The sequence below is a fragment of the Paracoccus sp. NBH48 genome (assembly GCF_015390265.1).
In the GTDB taxonomy this organism is placed as follows: Bacteria; Pseudomonadota; Alphaproteobacteria; order Rhodobacterales; family Rhodobacteraceae; genus Paracoccus; species Paracoccus marcusii.
Genome location: NZ_VUOJ01000002.1, coordinates 14675 through 32598 on the forward strand (window position 1 = coordinate 14675; position 17924 = coordinate 32598).

Below are 17924 nucleotides of genomic sequence, written 5' to 3' on the forward strand. Positions count from 1 at the left end.
CGCGTTCATATGTCTGGTGTAGCCCAGGCCGCAGGTCGGGCGCCAGACAAAGCGCACCAGGAGACGTGAAATGAGCGAAGTCGTGACCAAGGCCGTCCAGAAGCTGGGCGAAAAGATCGACAGCTTCGATTCTGTCGCAAAGTTCGTCATCACCGGCGAAGGCGCGATCATGATCGACGAAGACGGCGTGCGCGCCGGCGACGAGGATGCCGAGGTGACCCTGACTGCCAGCCGCGAGACGTTCGAGGGCATCCTGAACGGCGACGTGAACCCTGCCACCGCCTTCATGATGGGCAAGCTGAAGATCGATGGCTCGATGGGCGTCGCGATGCAGCTGGGCCAGAAGCTGTCCTAAGCGCCCGCGTGCAGCAAGCACCCTTCCATCAGCTTCCGGACGACCGGTCGCAGCCGGCCCGCGCCTTCTGGGCGCAGGCCGGCGATGGGGTCCGCCTGCGCATGGCGCATTGGCCCTCGGATGCGGCGCGCGGCAGCGTGTTGCTGTTCCCCGGGCGGACCGAATACATCGAGAAATACGCCCCCGTCGCCCATCGTCTGATGGCCGAGGGTTACGACGTCCTCTCGATCGACTGGCGCGGTCAGGGCATGTCGGACCGCCTGCAGCCCAATCCCCGCCCCGGCCATATCCGCGATTTCGCGGATTACCAGCACGACGTGGTCGAGATGATCGTGGCGGCGGAACAGCTTGACCTGCCCCGTCCGTGGCATCTGCTGGCGCATTCGATGGGCGGCTGCATCGGGTTGGCCGCGCTGGAGGGCGGCATGGCCGTGCAAAGCGCGGTTTTCTCTGCGCCCATGTGGGGCATCAATCTTCGCCGAATGCAGCAGGGCGTGGCCCTGGGCATCGCCTATCTGGCTGGACGCGTGGGGCGTGGCGGCCTGACGGCACCGGGCAGCGGCGGGGCGGCGACGACCTATCCCTTGGACGAAAGCTTCAACGCCAACCTGCTGACCGGCAACGGTGACGAATGGGCGCGGCTGGTGCGCGAGGCCGTGGCCTGGCCCGACCTGACCATCGGCGGTGCCACCTTCGATTGGGTTGGCAGGGCACTGAACGAATGCGCTCGCCTGTCGCGCATTCCATCGCCCGACATGCCGATGCTGGTGTCTGTCGGCAGCGACGAGAAGGTCGTGTCGCCGCAGGCCATCCGGGACCGTGCCGCACGCTGGCCGCAATCGGAAATGCTGACCATTCCGGGGGCCAAGCACGAAATCCTGATGGAGACGGATCCGCTGCGCGATTTGTTCTATGAGGCGATGCTGGCCCGGTTCGAGGCCAGCTGACGCGACACTGACCGGGGGCCGTACGCCCCCCGACCCATCAGGATTGGGCGTTTTTCCGATCGGACGGCGTGCTGATGCTGGGCATGCGCAGGCGGATCCGCTTCAGGCGACGCGGATCGGCATCCACGACCTCGAACTCGGCGCCCGAGGGATGGGCGATCACCTCTCCGCGCAGCGGCACGCGACCCGCCAGCATGAAGATCAGACCGCCAAGCGTGTCGATATCCTCGTCCTCGTCGCCGATCAGGCGCAAGCCGGTTTCTGCCTCGACATCGTCCAGCGCGGCGCGGGCCTGGATCAGCCACTGGCCGGTCTTCTCATGCACCCACAGGCCGCCCTCGACCTCGTCATGCTCATCCTCGATCTCGCCGATCACCTGTTCGATCAGGTCTTCGATGGTGACCAACCCGTCGACGCCCCCGTATTCGTCGATGACCAGCGCCATGTGGATGCGCTTGGTCTGCATCTGCTGCAGCAGCACCCCGATGGGCATCGAGGGCGGAACGTACAGCAACGGCCGCAGCATCGGGCGCATGGTAAACTTGCCCCCCGCACCGAACCCGTGCTTTAGCGCCAGGTCCTTGAGATGGATCAGGCCAAGCGGACTGTCCAGCGTGCCGCGAAAGACCGGCATCCGTGAAAACCCGTGCTCACGGAACATCTCGACCAGATCCTCCAACGACAGGTTCGCGGGGGCGGCCACGATCTCGACCTTGGGGATGGCGACGTCATCGACCCGCATGCGGCGCAGATTGACCAGGCCGGGGGTGCCGACGACATGGCGGTCCTGATGATCGTCGTCCGCGCCGCTTTCGGACCCTGTCAGGGCCGAGAGCACGCGGCCAAAAAATCCTTTGCCATTACCGGCCTCCTTCTCCTCGGTGGCGCCACCGTCGACGGCGATCGCCGTGACTTCCTCGATGGCCGGCTGAGGAGCGGGCTCGGATAATCGGCTTTCGGAATTCATCGGTCTTTCTCCTGGTAAGGGTCTGGAATGCCAAGCCGGGACAGGATGGCGCGCTCGGTCGCCTCCATCAGTTCGGCATCGGGATCGTTCAGATGGTCGTAACCCAGCAGATGCAGGGTCGCATGGACCAGCAGGTGCTGGACGTGATGGTCGAAGGGCTTGCCCTGATCCTCGGCCTCGGCCGCGCAGGTATCATAGGCGATCGCGATGTCGCCCAGTTCCTCCTCGTCCGGCATCTCGGGCGCCTGACCGGGATCATGCGGCAGATGCTCGACCGACGGCCATGACAGCACGTTCGTGGCCCGGGGCTTGCCGCGGAAGTCGGCGTTCAGCGCGGCGATGCGGGCGTCGTCGCAGCCCATGACGACCACCTCCCCGCCTAAGCGGTGGTGGTCCAGCGCGGCAGTGACGGCAAGGGCCGCCAGGTCCTCAAGACCGGCGGCCTGCCATCGGTCATCCTCGATGACGCAGTCGACGGAAATCTCGTCAGGCATCGTTTCTGAATGCGCGGCGGGGAACGTACTGGCCGCGCGGCTCCTCTGTTTCACCGCGGGCAAGGGCGGCGTTGTCCTCGACCTCATACGCCTTGATGATGCGCGCGACAAGCGGGTGGCGCACGACGTCATCGGCGGTGAAATAGCTGAAGCTGATGCCCTTGACGTCCTTCAGGATGCGCTCGGCGTCCATAAGGCCCGACATCATGCCGCGCGGCAGGTCGATCTGGGTGCGGTCGCCGGTGATGACCATCCGCGAGCCTTCGCCAAGACGGGTCAGGAACATCTTCATCTGCATGCTGCTGGCGTTCTGCGCCTCGTCCAGCACGACGAAGGCGCGCGACAGGGTGCGCCCGCGCATGAAGGCCAGGGGCGCGATCTCGATGCGCTTCTCCTCCATCAGCTTCTGCATCTGCTTTCCGGGAAGAAAGTCGTTCAGCGCGTCGTAGAGCGGCTGCATGTATGGATCGACCTTCTCCTTCATGTCGCCCGGAAGGAAACCCAACCGTTCCCCAGCCTCGACGGCGGGGCGCGACAGGATGATCTTGTCGACATGGCCGCCGATCAGCATCGTCACACCCACGGCCACCGCCAGATAGGTCTTGCCCGTGCCCGCAGGCCCGATGCCAAAAGCCAGCTCGTTCTGGAACAGTGACCGGACATAGGCCTTCTGCGCATCCGTACGCGGCTCGACCGATTTCTTGCGGGTTCGCAGTTCGTAATTGCCCTGAGCGAACATCTCCAGCTGTTCAGCCGGGGTCACGTCGGCGGCAGGTTCGACCCCCATGCGCAACGCGGCCTCGACCTCGTCAGGGCCGACGGGACGGTGCTGTTCCAGCCGCGCGTAAAGGCCACGAAGCAGGTTCGCGGCCTCGGACTGGGCCTCGGGGCCGCCGACCACGGCAATCTGGTTGCCGCGACGCAGGATATGGACGCCAAGTGCCTCCTCGATCCGGGCCAGATGGCGGTCGTTGGGACCGCACAGGTCGATCAACAGCCGGTTGTCGGGGAACTCAAGAAGGGTTTCGGCAGAAGCCGCGGTGACGGGTGGCGTCGGGGTCAGGCCCAAATGTCTCTCCTGGTCAATCTGGTCGGTCCATGGTGGCAAGCCGGTCGGATTCGCACAAGTTCATGTTCGTGGTAAATGGGGCGCAACTGCCCCCGTTTGTGCAGAACGGCCAAGCCTGTGCAAAAGTTGCATCCTTATCGCGCATGATCACCGGCCCCGGCGGACGGGATGCCCAGAAAAACCGGCCAAGGCGGGCGCGCGATCCATGTCCGCCACGGGGCCGTCATGCGCGATGCGACCATCCGCCAACAGCGCGACGCGGTCGCCGATGATCCGGCAGCTGGCCATGTCATGGGTTATGGTGATCGCGGTGGCCCCTGTTTCGGTCACGATGTCGCGGATCAGCGCATCGATGGCCCGCGCGCGGATCGGGTCCAACCCGGTGGTCGGTTCGTCGAAGAAGATCACCGCCGGGTCGTCGGCGATGGCGCGGGCCAGGCCGACGCGCTTGGCCATGCCGCCCGACAGCTGCGCGGGCATCAGGTCGGCGATGTCCGAAGCCAGCCCCACGCGCGCCAGCTTGTCCAGCGCGATGGCACGGGCGCGGCGGTCGTCCATCCGCTGGCGCAGGCGGAAGGCGACGTTCTGCCAGACCGACAGGCTGTCGAACAGGGCCGCCCCTTGGAACAGCATCCCGAACCGCGCCATGAAGCGTGCCCGGTCCAGCGGCTGGCCGTTCCACAGCACCTGTCCCGCATCGGGGCGCTCCAGCCCCAGGATGCATTTCAGCAGGACCGACTTGCCGGTGCCGGACTGGCCGATCACGCACAGGCTCTCGCCCGTGGCGACGGTCAGATCGACGCTGTCGAGGACCCGCTTGGGGCCAAAGGATTTGCTGAGGCCGCAGGTCCGGATCATTCGAAGAACAGCCCGGTCAGCGCAAAGTTCGCAGCCAGAATGCCGACGGCGGCCGCGACGACCGCATTGGTCGTGGCCCGTCCGACGCCTGCCGCCCCGCGCCCCGACCGCATGCCGAACCAGCATCCCGACAACGCGACGACCAGCCCGAAGACCGCCCCCTTGATCAGGCCAGAGGTAACGTCCCACGGCTCCAGATATGCCCAGCTGTTCGCGATGTAGCTGGCCGAATTGAATCCAAGCGACGTCGTGCCCACCAGCCAGCCGCCCATGATGCCGATGATGTCGCCCGTGGCCACCAGCACCGGCATGCACAGGATCGCCGCCCACAGCCGGGGCGTGACCAGCCAGCGGACCGGGTCGGTCGACAGTGTCACCAACGCGTCGATCTGTTCGGTGACGCGCATGGTCCCGATTTCGGCGGCGATGCTGCTGGCGACGCGGGCGGCGACCATCAGGCCCCCCAGGACGGGCCCCAGTTCGCGAACCATGCCGATGGCCACGATGGCCGGGACGACGTCACCGGCCTGAAACCGCTCTCCGCCCGAATGGATCTGCAGGGCAAGCGCCGCCCCGGTGAACAACGCCGTCAGCCCTACGACCGGCAGCGACAACCAGCCGATCTGCATCACCTGGCGCAGGATCATACGGGGTGTCCCGAACCCCGACAGCCCCCGCATCGCGAACAGCGCCACCGCCCCGATGGTCCGAGTGGCGCGCAGGGCGGGTCGTCCGATCGCCCGGATGGGCGTCACAGATAGGTCCGCTGGTAGCGCAGCCCAAGCGAGGTCAGCACCTCGTATCCGATGGTGCCGGCGATGTCGGCCAGACGGTCGATGGGTTGACGCGCGCAGATCAGGTCAAGCCGGTCTGGCACCGCATCCAGATCGGTGACGTCCACCGTGATCAGGTCCATCGACACGCGCCCGACGACCGGACAGGCCGCATCGCCGGCGAACAGCTGCGCGCCCTTGCCCGACAGCGAACGCAGGATGCCGTCGGCATAGCCGGCATCGACGGTGGCGATGCGACAGTCGCGCGGCGCGTGCCAACTGGCGCCATAACCGACCATCTCTCCCCTCCGCACGTGACGGGTCTGGATCACGCGCAGCGACAGCGTGACGACGCCGCGGGCCTGCGTGAAGGGCAGCCCTCCATACAGGCCCACGCCGGGGCGAACCATGTCGAAGTGATAGTCCGGTCCCAGCAGGATACCCCCGGTCGCGGCCAGCGACCGCAGCATGTCACAGCCATCGGTCATTGCGCGGAACGCGGACAGCTGCGCCGCATTGGCGGGTGGTCGGGCTCGTCCGCGCAGGCCAGGTGCGACATGATGAAGGCCGGTCCGGCGGCCAGCGCCTCGTCCCGGATGGCGCCCCATTCGGCGGCCTCCATGCCAAGGCGGTTCATCCCGGTGTCCAGCTGGATGGCGAAGGGTTGGCCGGGGCGCATGGCGCGATCACGAAAGAACTGCGCAGGGACTGTTCAGGACCGGGGTCAGCCCGGTCAGGTCCGCGCCCTCCATGTGCCCCGACAGCACGTTGATGCGCGCGTCCTGCGGCAGCAGCGGCCGGATCGCCCGTCCCTCATGCGCCAGGCCACGAAGAAATCGCGCACGCCGGCCGGCATAGAGGGCCGGGGCGACGCGGTCGGCGCCCAGGCCATAGGCATCGGCCTTGACCACGGCAGCGGCACGCGCGCCGGGCGCCAGTGCGGCCAGCGCCGCGTGATTGGCCACGATGGCCGCGATGTCGATCTGCAATCCCATATGCTGTGGCTTGCCCCCCTGCCCGGCCCGCGTCAAGAGGCTGCCGCAGCATGTGTTTGCACATATGCACTTAGCATGAACAGCCGCTTCTGTATTTTGCAAATTCCCCCGAATTGTCTTTGCTGCACCTGCATCGCAGTCTAGCCTGGGACACCGGATCAGGAGGGCGCGATGAAGGACATTCTGCAGCAGCTGGAAGAACGCCGACAGCAGGCCCGGCTTGGCGGCGGCCAGCGGCGCATCGACGCCCAGCACGCCCGCGGCAAGCTGACGGCCCGCGAACGCATCGACCTGCTGCTGGACGAGGACAGCTTCGAGGAGTTCGACATGTTCGTCGCCCATCGCAGCACCGATTTCGGCATTGCAGGACGACCGCCCGGCAGGCGACGGGGTTGTGACCGGATGGGGCACCATCAACGGCCGCATGGTCTATGTCTTCTCTCAGGACTTCACCGTCTTCGGCGGATCGCTGTCGGAAACCCATGCCCAGAAGATCTGCAAGATCATGGACATGGCGATGCAGAACGGCGCGCCGGTGATCGGGCTGAACGATTCGGGGGGCGCGCGCATCCAAGAGGGCGTGGCCAGCCTTGCGGGTTATGCCGACGTGTTCCAGCGCAACGTGCTGGCATCGGGCGTCGTGCCGCAGATCAGCGTGATCATGGGCCCCTGTGCGGGTGGCGCGGTCTATTCGCCCGCGATGACCGACTTCATCTTCATGGTGCGCGACACGTCCTACATGTTCGTGACCGGGCCCGATGTGGTCAAGACGGTCACGAACGAGGTCGTGACCGCCGAACAGCTGGGCGGTGCGTCCACGCATACACGGAAATCCTCTGTCGCGGACGGGGCGTTCCAGGACGACGTCGAGGCGCTGTCGGAGATCCGCCGGCTGTTCGACTTCCTGCCGCTGAACAACCGCGAAAAGGCCCCGACCCGGCCCTTCTTCGACGACCCGGCGCGGATCGAGCCCAGCCTGGACACGCTGATCCCCGACAACCCGAACCAGCCCTATGACATGAAGGAGCTGATCGCCAAGGTTGCGGACGAGGGGCGACTTCTACGAGATCCAGAAGGATTTCGCGGGCAACATCATCATCGGCTTCATCCGCATCGAGGGACAAACGGTGGGGGGTCGTCGCCAACCAGCCGATGGTGCTGGCCGGTTGCCTGGACATCGACAGCTCGCGCAAGGCCGCGCGCTTCGTTCGGTTCTGCGACGCGTTCGAGATCCCGATCCTGACGCTGGTCGACGTTCCGGGCTTTCTGCCCGGGACCGGTCAGGAATATGGCGGCGTCATCAAGCATGGGGCAAAGCTGCTGTTCGCCTATGGCGAGGCGACGGTGCCCAAGGTCACGGTCATCACCCGCAAGGCCTATGGCGGCGCCTATGACGTGATGGCGTCGAAGCATCTGCGCGGCGATTTCAACTATGCCTGGCCCACCGCCGAGATCGCGGTGATGGGCGCCAAGGGCGCGGTCGAGATCCTGTATCGCAGCGAACTGGGCGATGCCGAAAAGATCGCCCGCCCGCACCAAGGATTACGAGGACCGCTTTGCCAACCCCTTCGTGGCCGCCGAGAAGGGCTTCATCGACGAGGTGATCCAGCCCCGGTCGACGCGTCGCCGGGTGGCCCGCGCCTTTGCCAGCCTGCGCGGCAAGCGACTGACGAACCCTTGGAAAAAGCACGACAACATTCCGCTGTGACGGACGGGGACGGGCGCGCGATGCACAAGGTCGTGAATGATGCAGCCGGGCCACAGGGGGGCGGCGCTTTGGTGCCCGCCTTCCTGCGTCCCTGTCTGATCGGGGCGGGCTTCTCTATCATGCCGCGCAGGCCGGCAGATCAACAAGCCGACCACAACCCGAGCAGCCGGGCGCAACACCGCCCGCCCTACAGGAGCATGTTTCCATGTCGAAAAAGATCATCCTCGGCCTCGTGCTGGTTTCCGCCTTCGCGCGTGCCAGCGCCAGCAGCCTGCCGACGTCTATGTCCCAACCGCCCCGGCCGCGCCCATGGTCAACCCCGTCACGACCGAGCCTGTCTACAACAGCAAATTCGGCTAAGACGAGACGTCCGACAATTGCGCGCGGGCGGCCAGCCTGCCCGTGCGCAGCGATCCGGCCCGCGCGCCCCAGCACAGGGCCCTGCCATGCTGAAGCATCGCGGCTTTCCCGGGCGTCTGCCCGGCACTGATTTCCAATTCGTCATCCGGCGCGAGAATCGCAAGAAGGGCGCCACGCCCATCACGCGCCGCGAACGGTTCAAGGACCGCAGGCCGGCCGACAAGCGCGCCGATGCGGGCTTTCTTTCGGCGCTGATCGCGCATTTCGGCGACGAACCCTTTCCCCGCGGCAATCTTGATGCCGGTCGGCTGTCTTGGCTGATCGGCCGCGAGGTCAAGCCGGTGGGCCAGTTCGACCCTGCCGATTACGACCAATTGCTGCAGGTCGACATGGCCGAGGCGGAGGCCGCCTTCCCCGAGCTGTTCGTCAAGGATGCGCCCCAAGAGTTCGACTGGGATGACCAGGACGGCTGGGACGACGACGAGGCCGACGACGACTGATGCGCAGGTTGATGCTGAACCCCTTGAAGTCACACGCATGTCAGTTTGACGCAGGCATCAGCTATGGCGATAACCCCTTACCACCTCCCATCGGCCCCCGACGGGCCCATTACGACAGGTTTCTTATCATGCAGAAATTCTTCTCGCTTCCGCGTTGCCGGCCTGGCCCTGGTTGCCGCCGGTCTTTCGGCTTGCGCCCCCGGCTATCAGGGCGGCGGCATCTCGCCCGACGCGCAGCGCGCCGCAGGCGGTGCCGTTGCCGGTGCCGTCATCGCGAAGGCCCTGGACGAAGACCTGGCAACCGGCGCCGCGATCGGTGCCGTCGGCGGCGCGCTGTGCGACGACGCCGGTGTCTGCCAGCGTCGCTACTGATCGCTGCGGCAACTTCTCACCCTATCGGCAGCCCGCGCCCGGCGCGGCTGCCGCCCAACCCACGGATCTTCACCATGTCCAAATTCCTTGCTATCGCTGCCCTTGGTCGGCACCACGGCCATCGCCGGCTGCACCCAAGGCATCAACCCGACCGACACTGACCGCGCGCTCATCGGCGCCGGCGTCGGCGCGACCGTCGCATCGGTCGGCGGCACCAACGTCGTCAAGGGCGCGGCCATCGGCGGCGCGGCTGGCGCGCTGTGCAACGACTTCCGTCTGTGCCAGTGACCTGCTGATCGGCGCGCCCGGCGCGCCGACCGTCTGCAAAGCCGTCCGAAGCCCCGCGCTTCGGGCGGCTTTTTCATGTTCCGTCCTGGGGGGGAGCCCATGTTCAAGAAGATCCTGATCGCCAACCGGGGCGAGATCGCCTGCCGTGTCATCAAGACCGCCCGCAAGATGGGCATCGCGACCGTCGCCGTCTATTCCGACGCCGACCGTAACGCGCTGCATGTGCGCATGGCGGACGAGGCCGTCCATATCGGACCGGCCCCCGCCAACCAGTCATACATCGTTGATCGACAAGATCATGGACGCGATCCGCCAGACCGGCGCCGAGGCCGTCCATCCCGGATACGGCTTTTTGTCCGAGAACATGAAGTTCGCCGAGGCGCTGGAGGCCGAGGGCGTCGTCTTCATCGGCCCCCCGTCCGGCGCGGATCGAGCAGATGGGCGACAAGATCACCTCGAAGAAGCTGGCGCAGGCCGCGGGGGTCAGTACGGTTCCGGGTCACATGGGCCTGATTGCGGACGCGGACGAGGCCGCGGCCATCAGTGCCCAGATCGGCTATCCAGTGATGATCAAGGCCAGCGCGGGCGGCGGCGGCAAGGGCATGCGCATCGCCTGGTCCGACGAAGAGGCGCGCGAGGGTTTCCAGTCCTCCAGAAACGAGGCCGCCAACAGCTTTGGCGACGACCGGATCTTCATCGAGAAATTCGTGACGCAGCCGCGCCACATCGAGATCCAGGTCCTGGCCGACCAGCACGGAGGCGCGGTCTATCTGCACGAACGCGAATGCTCGATCCAGCGCCGCAACCAGAAAGTCATCGAGGAGGCGCCGTCGCCCTTCCTGGACGAGGCCACCCGCGCCGCCATGGGTCAGCAGGCCGTGGCCCTGGCCAAGGCCGTCGGCTATACCAGCGCGGGCACGGTCGAGTTCATCGTGGACGGAAGCCGCAACTTCTATTTCCTGGAGATGAACACCCGCCTGCAGGTGGAACACCCGGTGACCGAGCTGATCACCGGCGTCGACCTGGTCGAGCAGATGATCCGCGTCGCGGCCGGAGAGCCGCTGCCCTTCGCGCAGTCCGACCTGACGATCACCGGGTGGGCGATGGAGAGCCGGCTGTACGCCGAGGACCCCTATCGCGGTTTCCTGCCCTCCATCGGACGTCTGACCCGTTACCGCCCGCCGGTCGAGGTGGCGGCGGGGCCGATGCTGACCGGGGGCAAGTGGCTGGCCGATGGCGCCCCCACGGGTGCGGCCGCGGTCAGGAACGACACCGGCGTCTATGAGGGCGGCGAGATCAGCATGTTCTATGACCCGATGATCGCCAAGCTGTGCACCTGGGCACCGACCCGCGGCGAGGCGATCGAGGCGATGCGCACGGCGCTGGACGCCTTCGAGGTCGAGGGGATCGGGCACAACCTGCCCTTCCTGTCGGCGGTGATGGATCACCCGAAATTCGTCGCGGGCGACATCACCACCGCCTTCATCGCCGAGGAATATCCCGACGGGTTCCACGGCGCGGCCCTGCCCGAGGACGAGATGCACCGCATCGCCGCCGCCGCCGCCGCCATGCACCGCGTGGCCGAGATCCGGCGCACCCGTATCAGCGGCCGCCTGAACAACCACGAACGCCATGTGGGCGACGATTGGGTGGTGTTCGCGGACAAGCAGGACTGGCCCGTCCGCATCACCGCCGATGCCCATGGCGCAAATGTCGCCATCGCGGGGCGCACGATCCGGGTCGAGGGCGATTGGCGCCCCGGCCAGTCGCTGGCGCGGCTGGAGGTGGACGGACGCCCCTTGGTGCTGAAGGTGGACAAGATCGCCGCCGGGCTGCGCCTGCGTGCGCGCGGGGCTGACCTGCGCGTGCATGTGCGTCGGCCCCGTGCGGCGGAGCTGGCACGTCTGATGCCCGAAAAGCTGCCGCCCGACACGTCCAAGTTCCTGCTGTGCCCGATGCCCGGCCTGATCGTGACGATCATGTCGCCCAAGGGGACGAGGTTCAGGAGGGTCAGGCGCTGGCCACGGTCGAGGCCATGAAGATGGAGAACATCCTGCGCGCCGAACGCCGGGGCATCGTGAAATCCGTCAATGCCGCGCCGGGCGAAAGCCTGAAGGTCGACGACGTGATCATGGAGTTCGAATGATCCCCGCCCTGCCCGCCTATCTGCTGTCGGCCGGACTTGGGCTGGCGGCCGCGGCGGGCATCCTGTCGGCGGTGGCGGCGCAGACCGTGCCCCCTGCTCGGCACGCAGGTGCCGCTGGCCTATCTGCTGCCGCCGATCGTCGGGATGGCGCTGTTCCAGCTGGTCTTCGGGCATGCACCGGACGCTGGCGCGGGTGGCGGTTCTGGGCGGCGGCCATCCCGCTGTCGGCGGTTATCTGGGGCGCGGCATTGATGGCGCTGCTGGGCGGTCATGCGTCGTGGCAGGCCGCGCTTGGCGTGGCGGCTGTCGGTCATGTCGCCGCAGGTCTGGCGGCGCTGTCGCTGACACGGGGGCGCGTGGCATGAGGCGCGGGGGCTATCGCATCTCCTGCTGGCGCATCGGCATGCTGTCGATCAGGGACAGGATGTCCTCTGCCGCGACGGGTGTGGCCGACCGCATCTTGACCCCGCCATCCTTGCCGATCAGCAGAACCTGGAACCCCTGCCCGTCGCGCAGCGCGTCTGCACCGGGTCCGTCGGTCAGGATGACCACCTCGCGTTCTGCCAACTGCTCCGCGTGTGCCTGCAGGTCTGCGATCTGCCGTGCGACCTGCGCCTCGGGTCCAAGGACGACGACAGGGCGCGCCTGCCAACGCAGTGCGGCAAGCGTGTCCGCCTGCAGCGGCGCGGGACCGCGGGCGGTGTCGGCGGGTGCCATGGCAGGCCACAGGGCCAAGCCGGTAGACAGGCAGAATCGGTGCATGATCGCTCCTTCCGAAACAGGACGCGCATGTCGCGGGACGGGTTCCCATGGCACCGCTTGACCAATGGCTCAGCCCACAGCTGCAGCAGGCGGTCGTCACCGGCCTTTTTCGTGGCCATCGGTTGGATCGTCGTCGCGTCCCAGACCCGCCGCCGCGACGCCACGCTGCGCCGCGCGCGCGAGACCGACCTGCAGCGCGCCCTGCTGGCAGAGATCCGGGCGCATGTCTTTGCCCTGGAGCAGCAGGTGCCGTCGCCGCAGGACGCGGCCCTGCTGGTGTCGCGCATCGAGTCGGGAGATTTCGTGCCGACCCTGCCGCAGCAGGCCAACGACCGCATCTTTGCGGCCGTGATTTCCGACATACACATCCTGCCTGCGCCGGTCATCGACCCGATCGTGCTGTACTATCGGCTGTTGTCGATCATGGGCGCGCTGGCCACCGACCTGCGCCGGATTGCCCGCAGCGACGGCAAGCGGGCGGCGCAGATGATGGCCGATTACCTGGAGCTGATGGAGGAAACCCGCGATACCGGCCTGCAGGCGATGCGGGTGCTGACCGAATGCCTGCGCGGCGGCGCCGAAGCGGTCGAGGCAATGCTGGACGAGGACGAGGCACAGGCCGCGGCACAGATCGGTGCGCGCCTGCCGCAGGAACTGGCGCAGATGCGCGAGCGTCTGTCGGCGACCGAGGTCAGTTAGCCGATCTTCGGACCCGAGAGGCCGGTGATGGGACGCAATCCGATGGCGCGCACGATTTCGTTCGCACGGCTGACGGCGGTCGGTTTCGGCTTGGCTTCGCTGCGCAGCACGGGTGCGTCGGGTCGGGCGGGCGCCTTGGGCGCGCGCGGTTGCGACAGGCTGCGGTCGGAACGCGAATTGGCCATGATCAACCCTCCTGCTGATCCGGCAACCGTGCCGGATATTGGTCATGATATAAGGAACGCGCCGCAAATCCACAAGTTTCGTGGCCCTGCGCCTTATCGCATCACGCTGCCGCGCCCGATCTCCTGCCGGCGCAGGGGCAGACGGTCGATGGCGCGGCCGATCTCTCTGGCATCCCATGGGACGGGGCGGCGGATCTTGACCTGTCCGTCCTTGTCGATCAGCACCAGCGAGAACCCCTGCGGGCGCAGCTGCTGTCGCCACGTGCTGTTGGCCGACGGGTCGCTGTCGAGGACAAGCACCACGTCGCGCGACGCCAGCGCCCGACCGTCACGGCGCAGCGATGCCACTTGGTCGACAAAGGCCGGGTCGTCCGCCGTGTCGGCAAAGATCACCACGGGGCGCGCCGTCCATAGGAACTGGTCCGGGTCGACCGTGGCGGCGTCCAGCACCTGCGGAGAGCCGTCGTCCAGGGGGGACGCGTCCGGCAGCGGGTCGGGCTCGACGCGCTGCGCGACCGGGGGCAGACGGGCGGGGTTGCGTTGCGGCACCGTGTCGCGCGGCTTGCGTCGCGGCCGTCGCCCCGTCCAGTGTCCGGACGGCAGCGCCATCCGGCGGGGGGGCCTCGCGCGCGGGGCCCATCGCCGCAAGCGCCATCACGAATATCATAAATTTCAACTTCATCGGCACCTCGTCATGTCTTGAATATAGGGCAGGACCGTCGGCAGGAAAGGATGGATCATGACAAAACCCACGCTGGAGGACTGGCGCAAGCTGGCACAGGGCGAACTGAAGGGGCGCGACCCCGACAGCCTGACCTGGGACACGCTGGAGGGGATCGCCGTCAAGCCGGTCTATACCCGCGACGACCTTGAGGGGATGGACCACCTGGACGGCCTACCCGGCATCGCGCCGTTCACCCGCGGCCCGCGCGCCACGATGTATGCGGGCCGCCCCTGGACCATCCGGCAATATGCTGGATTTTCCACGGCCGAGGAATCGAACGCCTTCTATCGCCGTGCGCTGGCCGCGGGGCAGCAGGGCGTGTCGGTGGCCTTCGACCTGGCCACGCATCGGGGCTATGACAGCGACCATCCGCGGGTCGAGGGCGATGTGGGCAAGGCCGGCGTCGCCATCGATTCGGTCGAGGACATGAAGATCCTGTTCGACGGCATCCCGTTGGACCGCGTTTCGGTGTCGATGACCATGAACGGCGCGGTCATCCCGATCCTGGCAAACTTCATCGTGACCGGAGAGGAGCAGGGCCATTCCCGTGCCGTTCTGTCCGGGACCATCCAGAACGACATCCTCAAGGAGTTCATGGTCCGCAACACCTATATCTATCCGCCCGAACCCAGCATGCGGATCATCGCGGACATCATCGAGTACACCTCATCGGAGATGCCCAAGTTCAACTCGATCTCGATCTCGGGCTATCACATGCAAGAGGCCGGGGCGAACCTGGTCCAGGAGCTGGCCTATACCCTGGCCGACGGACGCGAATATGTGCGCGCGGCCATCGCGGCGGGCATGGATGTCGATGCCTTCGCGGGGCGGCTGTCGTTCTTCTTTGCCATCGGCATGAACTTCTTCATGGAGATCGCCAAGCTGCGCGCCGCGCGTCTGCTGTGGCACCGGATCATGTCGGAATTTGAGCCCAAGAAACAGGGCAGCCTGATGCTGCGCACGCATTGCCAGACGTCCGGCGTGTCCCTGCAGGAGCAGGACCCCTACAACAACGTCATCCGCACCGCTTATGAGGCGATGTCGGCGGCGCTTGGCGGCACGCAGTCGCTGCACACGAACGCGCTGGACGAGGCGATCGCCCTGCCTACGGATTTCAGCGCCCGCATCGCGCGGAACACCCAGCTGATCCTGCAGGAGGAGACGGGCATCACCCATGTCGTCGATCCACTGGCGGGCAGCTATTACATCGAGAGCCTGACGGCGGAACTGGCGGAAAAGGCCTGGGCGTTGATCGAGGAGGTCGAGGAGATGGGCGGCATGACCAAGGCCGTGGCCAGCGGCATGCCCAAGCTGCGCATCGAGGAGACCGCGGCCCGGCGTCAGGCCCTGATCGACCGGGGCGAGGACGTGATCGTCGGCGTCAACAAGTACCGCAAGGAGGCCGAGGATCCGATCGACATCCTGGACATCGACAACGTCGCCGTCAGGGACAGCCAGATCGCCCGCCTGACCCGCATCCGCGCCACGCGGGACGAGGGCCGCGTCACCGAGACGCTGGCCGAACTGACCCGCCGCGCCCGGGAGGGCGGCAACCTGCTGGAGGCCGCCGTCGAGGCCGCCCGCGCCCGCGCCACCGTCGGAGAGATCAGCATGGCCATGGAAGACGAATTCGGACGCCACCGCGCCGAGGTGCGCACCCTGGCCGGCGTCTATGGCGCGGCCTATGAGGGGGACGAGGGCTTTGCCCAGATCCAGCGCGACGTCGAGACATTCGCCGTGGAGGAAGGCCGCCGCCCGCGCATGCTGGTCGTCAAGATGGGCCAGGACGGTCATGACCGAGGCGCCAAGGTGATCGCCACGGCCTTTGCCGATATCGGCTTCGACGTGGACGTGGGACCGCTGTTCCAGACGCCCGAAGAGGCCGCCCAGGACGCCATCGACAACGACGTCCACGTGATCGGAATCAGCAGCCAGGCCGCCGGCCACAAGACGCTGGCACCCAAGCTGATCCAGGCCCTGAAGGATGCGGGCGCCGGCGATATCCTGGTCATCTGCGGCGGCGTGATCCCGCAGCAGGATTACGACTTCCTGCGCCGTGCGGGGGTCAAGGCGATCTTCGGCCCCGGCACGAACATCCCATCCGCAGCCGCGGACATCCTGCGGCTGATCCGCGAGACGCGACCCTGAGATCTGCGTCCCGCGACGGCGGGGGGCCAGCCCCCCGCACCCCCCCTGGCCTGCGCGGAACCGTGAGGCCTGCTTGCCTCGCGGTGCGGGCTGTGAAACCCTGCACCCAAAGCGAATGGGTGAGACATGGACGACGGGCGCAACGGATCGGTCAAGCAGATCATCTGCATCAAGTGGGGTGCCAAGTTCGGTCCCGAATATGTCAACCGCCTGCATGCGATGATCGCCCGCAACATCACGCCGCCCTTCCGGCTGTTCTGTTTCACCGATGACGGGACCGGTCTGCATCCGGATGTGGCTGTGCGCCCGCTGCCCGATTTCGCCTATCAGGCCCCGGTCAACACCCGCGGCAAGTGGCCCAAGTCGCGGCTGTGGGGGGATCTGGGCGACGTCACGGGGGTGGTGCTGTTCCTGGACCTGGACGTGATCGTCACCGGCAGCCTTGACGCGTTCTTCGAACATGGCGATCCGGACGACACGATCCTGGGCCTAAACCCCAACACGCCGTTCGAGAAGATGGGCCAGACCTCGGTCTATCGGATGCGGGTCGGCAACCTGGCCCCGCTGCAGAAGATCTTTGCCGCCGACCCACAGGCCGCCGCTGACACGTACAAGTACGAACAGCGCTTTGTCACCCGCAATGCCCCGGGCGGGGTCAAGTTCTGGCCGCGCGGGTGGCTGGCCCATTTCCGCTTTCACTGCGTGCCGACATTCCCCCTGAACTATCTGCGCGATCCCAAGATTCCCCGCGGGACGCGCATCGTGATGTTCCCCGGCAGCCTGAACCCGCCCGACGCGATCCTTGGCCGATGGGACGAGGCCGACGAGGCCCCGCGCCCCGCTGGATCACCTGCGCGCGGCCTTCACCGGCCAGCGGCGCGAGGGCTTCCTGAAGCATCTGCGCCATTATGTCCGGCCGACCCCGTGGGTGGCGCAGCTTTGGCGTGAATGATGCCCCTGCCCCGCGCGCCCGATCGTCTGCCCGATGAGATGGCCGCGGCATTGGGCCATGCCGTCGCGGCCTTCGGCTTTCTTGAGGAGGCGCTGAAGCGCGCGATCTTTTCGCTGACCCGAAAGGGTCTGGGCCAGGATGCGCAGGACCACGCCCTGGAGGCCTGGCTGCGCCGCATGGAGGAGATCGCCGACGACACCTTGGGCACGCTGATCGACAGCTTTCTGGCCGCCGCCCGCCGCAGCGATGGGGTCGAGCTGGGCGCGCTGCCACCGACGCTGACCGACCTGCGGCGGATGCGCAACCTGCTGTGCCATGCGTCCTGGCGGCCGGGGGCACGGCCCGGCATGTGGCACCCGACCTTCATCAACACCCGCGGGGAACGCCATCCTCATGACATGGGGGCAGAAGACGTCCTGCAGGTCCGCGACCGGACCCTGCAGGCGGCACGCCAGGTCGTGTCGGTGATGCGGCGGACCGGGATCGATGGGGAATGGGCGGGCGCCGACCCGTGATCGGTTCGTCGGCACGCATGCCACAGGACCGCGCCGCGACCGCATCGCGCGTTGCAACACGCGGCCCGGCGCGCTAACACCCGCGAAATCAAGGATGAGAGGCACTC

The 17924-nt window shown here is 67.0% G+C and carries 18 protein-coding genes and 3 pseudogenes; 11 read left to right on the forward strand and 10 right to left on the reverse strand.

The window, feature by feature from the left end; all coding sequences use genetic code 11:
- Nucleotides 1-70 precede the first annotated feature (70 nt).
- The gene (locus F1642_RS03555) at nt 71-355 is read left to right on the forward strand and encodes an SCP2 sterol-binding domain-containing protein (RefSeq protein WP_042246766.1); all 285 of its coding nucleotides are present in this window, start codon (nt 71-73) and stop codon (nt 353-355) included.
- Between the two features lie 8 nt (nt 356-363).
- Entirely contained in the window at nt 364-1302 is a 939-nt protein-coding gene (locus F1642_RS03560; RefSeq protein ID WP_194885497.1) for an alpha/beta hydrolase, read from the forward strand.
- Nucleotides 1303-1339: 37 nt separating this feature from the next.
- Here F1642_RS03560 and F1642_RS03565 read toward each other — a convergent pair whose 3' ends face one another.
- The 6 genes and pseudogenes from F1642_RS03565 to alr form a co-directional block, all read right to left on the reverse strand.
- Nucleotides 1340-2269, reverse strand: a complete 930-nt coding sequence (locus F1642_RS03565) for a hemolysin family protein (protein ID WP_194885498.1) — start codon at nt 2267-2269, stop codon at nt 1340-1342.
- A complete protein-coding gene (ybeY, locus tag F1642_RS03570) occupies nt 2266-2763 on the reverse strand; it encodes an rRNA maturation RNase YbeY (protein ID WP_045983969.1) in 498 nt (165 codons plus the stop codon). Before ybeY ends, F1642_RS03565 begins: the two co-directional genes overlap by 4 nt.
- A complete protein-coding gene (locus F1642_RS03575) occupies nt 2756-3832 on the reverse strand; it encodes a PhoH family protein (protein WP_045999114.1) in 1077 nt (358 codons plus the stop codon). Before F1642_RS03575 ends, ybeY begins: the two co-directional genes overlap by 8 nt.
- 147 nt (nt 3833-3979) lie before the next feature.
- On the reverse strand, nt 3980-4690 hold the full coding sequence (locus tag F1642_RS03580) for an ABC transporter ATP-binding protein (RefSeq protein ID WP_194885499.1): 711 nt from the start codon (nt 4688-4690) through the stop codon (nt 3980-3982).
- Nucleotides 4687-5445, reverse strand: coding sequence for an ABC transporter permease (locus F1642_RS03585; protein WP_045999112.1), 759 nt, complete (start codon nt 5443-5445; stop codon nt 4687-4689). Before F1642_RS03585 ends, F1642_RS03580 begins: the two co-directional genes overlap by 4 nt.
- Nucleotides 5442-6458: pseudogene (alr, locus tag F1642_RS03590) on the reverse strand (alanine racemase). Before alr ends, F1642_RS03585 begins: the two are co-directional and overlap by 4 nt.
- A gap of 171 nt (nt 6459-6629) precedes the next feature.
- Here alr and F1642_RS14955 point away from each other — a divergent pair.
- Nucleotides 6630-8166, forward strand: a pseudogene (locus F1642_RS14955) (acyl-CoA carboxylase subunit beta).
- Nucleotides 8167-8612: 446 nt separating this feature from the next.
- Nucleotides 8613-9026 (forward strand): hypothetical protein, encoded by a 414-nt coding sequence (locus F1642_RS03605; RefSeq protein ID WP_045983965.1) that lies wholly within the window; start codon nt 8613-8615, stop codon nt 9024-9026.
- A gap of 126 nt (nt 9027-9152) precedes the next feature.
- On the opposite strand, the gene F1642_RS03610 is transcribed toward F1642_RS03605, so the two are convergent.
- On the reverse strand, nt 9153-9410 hold the full coding sequence (locus tag F1642_RS03610; protein WP_194885500.1) for a hypothetical protein: 258 nt from the start codon (nt 9408-9410) through the stop codon (nt 9153-9155).
- 75 nt (nt 9411-9485) lie between these two features.
- Between F1642_RS03610 and F1642_RS03615 the strand changes: the two genes are divergently transcribed.
- The 3 genes and pseudogenes from F1642_RS03615 (at nt 9486) to F1642_RS03625 (ending at nt 12197) form a co-directional block, all read left to right on the forward strand.
- The gene (locus tag F1642_RS03615; RefSeq protein WP_194885501.1) at nt 9486-9686 is read left to right on the forward strand and encodes a hypothetical protein; all 201 of its coding nucleotides are present in this window, start codon (nt 9486-9488) and stop codon (nt 9684-9686) included.
- Between the two features lie 99 nt (nt 9687-9785).
- Nucleotides 9786-11832: pseudogene (locus F1642_RS03620) on the forward strand (biotin carboxylase N-terminal domain-containing protein).
- Entirely contained in the window at nt 11829-12197 is a 369-nt protein-coding gene (locus F1642_RS03625) for a hypothetical protein (RefSeq protein WP_194885502.1), read from the forward strand. Before F1642_RS03620 ends, F1642_RS03625 begins: the two are co-directional and overlap by 4 nt.
- A gap of 10 nt (nt 12198-12207) precedes the next feature.
- Here F1642_RS03625 and F1642_RS03630 read toward each other — a convergent pair whose 3' ends face one another.
- Complete coding sequence (locus tag F1642_RS03630; protein ID WP_255522114.1) at nt 12208-12594, reverse strand: DUF4174 domain-containing protein; 387 nt, start codon at nt 12592-12594, stop codon at nt 12208-12210.
- Nucleotides 12595-12705: 111 nt separating this feature from the next.
- Here F1642_RS03630 and F1642_RS03635 point away from each other — a divergent pair, with 111 nt between their 5' ends.
- On the forward strand, nt 12706-13293 hold the full coding sequence (locus tag F1642_RS03635) for a hypothetical protein (RefSeq protein ID WP_194885503.1): 588 nt from the start codon (nt 12706-12708) through the stop codon (nt 13291-13293).
- On the opposite strand, the gene F1642_RS03640 is transcribed toward F1642_RS03635, so the two are convergent.
- Nucleotides 13290-13478, reverse strand: a complete 189-nt coding sequence (locus tag F1642_RS03640) for a hypothetical protein (RefSeq protein ID WP_194885504.1) — start codon at nt 13476-13478, stop codon at nt 13290-13292. The genes F1642_RS03635 and F1642_RS03640 overlap by 4 nt on opposite strands.
- Nucleotides 13479-13571: 93 nt before the next feature.
- Complete coding sequence (locus F1642_RS03645; protein WP_194885505.1) at nt 13572-14087, reverse strand: DUF4174 domain-containing protein; 516 nt, start codon at nt 14085-14087, stop codon at nt 13572-13574.
- A gap of 130 nt (nt 14088-14217) precedes the next feature.
- Between F1642_RS03645 and scpA the strand changes: the two genes are divergently transcribed.
- The 3 genes from scpA to F1642_RS03660 all read left to right on the forward strand — a co-directional run bounded on the left by scpA (nt 14218) and on the right by F1642_RS03660 (nt 17817).
- Nucleotides 14218-16350, forward strand: a complete 2133-nt coding sequence (gene scpA, locus F1642_RS03650) for a methylmalonyl-CoA mutase (protein WP_194885506.1) — start codon at nt 14218-14220, stop codon at nt 16348-16350.
- Nucleotides 16351-16476: 126 nt separating this feature from the next.
- Entirely contained in the window at nt 16477-17298 is an 822-nt protein-coding gene (locus tag F1642_RS03655; protein ID WP_370582768.1) for a glycosyl transferase, read from the forward strand.
- 3 nt (nt 17299-17301) lie between these two features.
- The gene (locus F1642_RS03660; protein WP_194885507.1) at nt 17302-17817 is read left to right on the forward strand and encodes a hypothetical protein; all 516 of its coding nucleotides are present in this window, start codon (nt 17302-17304) and stop codon (nt 17815-17817) included.
- Nucleotides 17818-17924: the final 107 nt, after the last annotated feature.

What these genes read in the sequence shown, in the direction of transcription:
- F1642_RS03625 (WP_194885502.1), top strand. Translation starts at nt 11,829, where the DNA reads ATGATCCCCGCCCTGCCCGCCTATCTGCTGTCGGCCGGACTTGGGCTG.
- F1642_RS03645 (WP_194885505.1), bottom strand. Translation starts at nt 14,087, where the DNA reads ATGGCGCTGCCGTCCGGACACTGGACGGGGCGACGGCCGCGACGCAAG.
- scpA (WP_194885506.1), top strand. Translation starts at nt 14,218, where the DNA reads ATGACAAAACCCACGCTGGAGGACTGGCGCAAGCTGGCACAGGGCGAA.
- F1642_RS03565 (WP_194885498.1), bottom strand. Translation starts at nt 2,269, where the DNA reads ATGAATTCCGAAAGCCGATTATCCGAGCCCGCTCCTCAGCCGGCCATC.
- F1642_RS03555 (WP_042246766.1), top strand. Translation starts at nt 71, where the DNA reads ATGAGCGAAGTCGTGACCAAGGCCGTCCAGAAGCTGGGCGAAAAGATC.
- F1642_RS03655 (WP_370582768.1), top strand. Translation starts at nt 16,477, where the DNA reads ATGGACGACGGGCGCAACGGATCGGTCAAGCAGATCATCTGCATCAAG.
- F1642_RS03640 (WP_194885504.1), bottom strand. Translation starts at nt 13,478, where the DNA reads ATGGCCAATTCGCGTTCCGACCGCAGCCTGTCGCAACCGCGCGCGCCC.
- F1642_RS03660 (WP_194885507.1), top strand. Translation starts at nt 17,302, where the DNA reads ATGCCCCTGCCCCGCGCGCCCGATCGTCTGCCCGATGAGATGGCCGCG.
- ybeY (WP_045983969.1), bottom strand. Translation starts at nt 2,763, where the DNA reads ATGCCTGACGAGATTTCCGTCGACTGCGTCATCGAGGATGACCGATGG.
- F1642_RS03580 (WP_194885499.1), bottom strand. Translation starts at nt 4,690, where the DNA reads ATGATCCGGACCTGCGGCCTCAGCAAATCCTTTGGCCCCAAGCGGGTC.
- F1642_RS03605 (WP_045983965.1), top strand. Translation starts at nt 8,613, where the DNA reads ATGCTGAAGCATCGCGGCTTTCCCGGGCGTCTGCCCGGCACTGATTTC.
- F1642_RS03630 (WP_255522114.1), bottom strand. Translation starts at nt 12,594, where the DNA reads ATGCACCGATTCTGCCTGTCTACCGGCTTGGCCCTGTGGCCTGCCATG.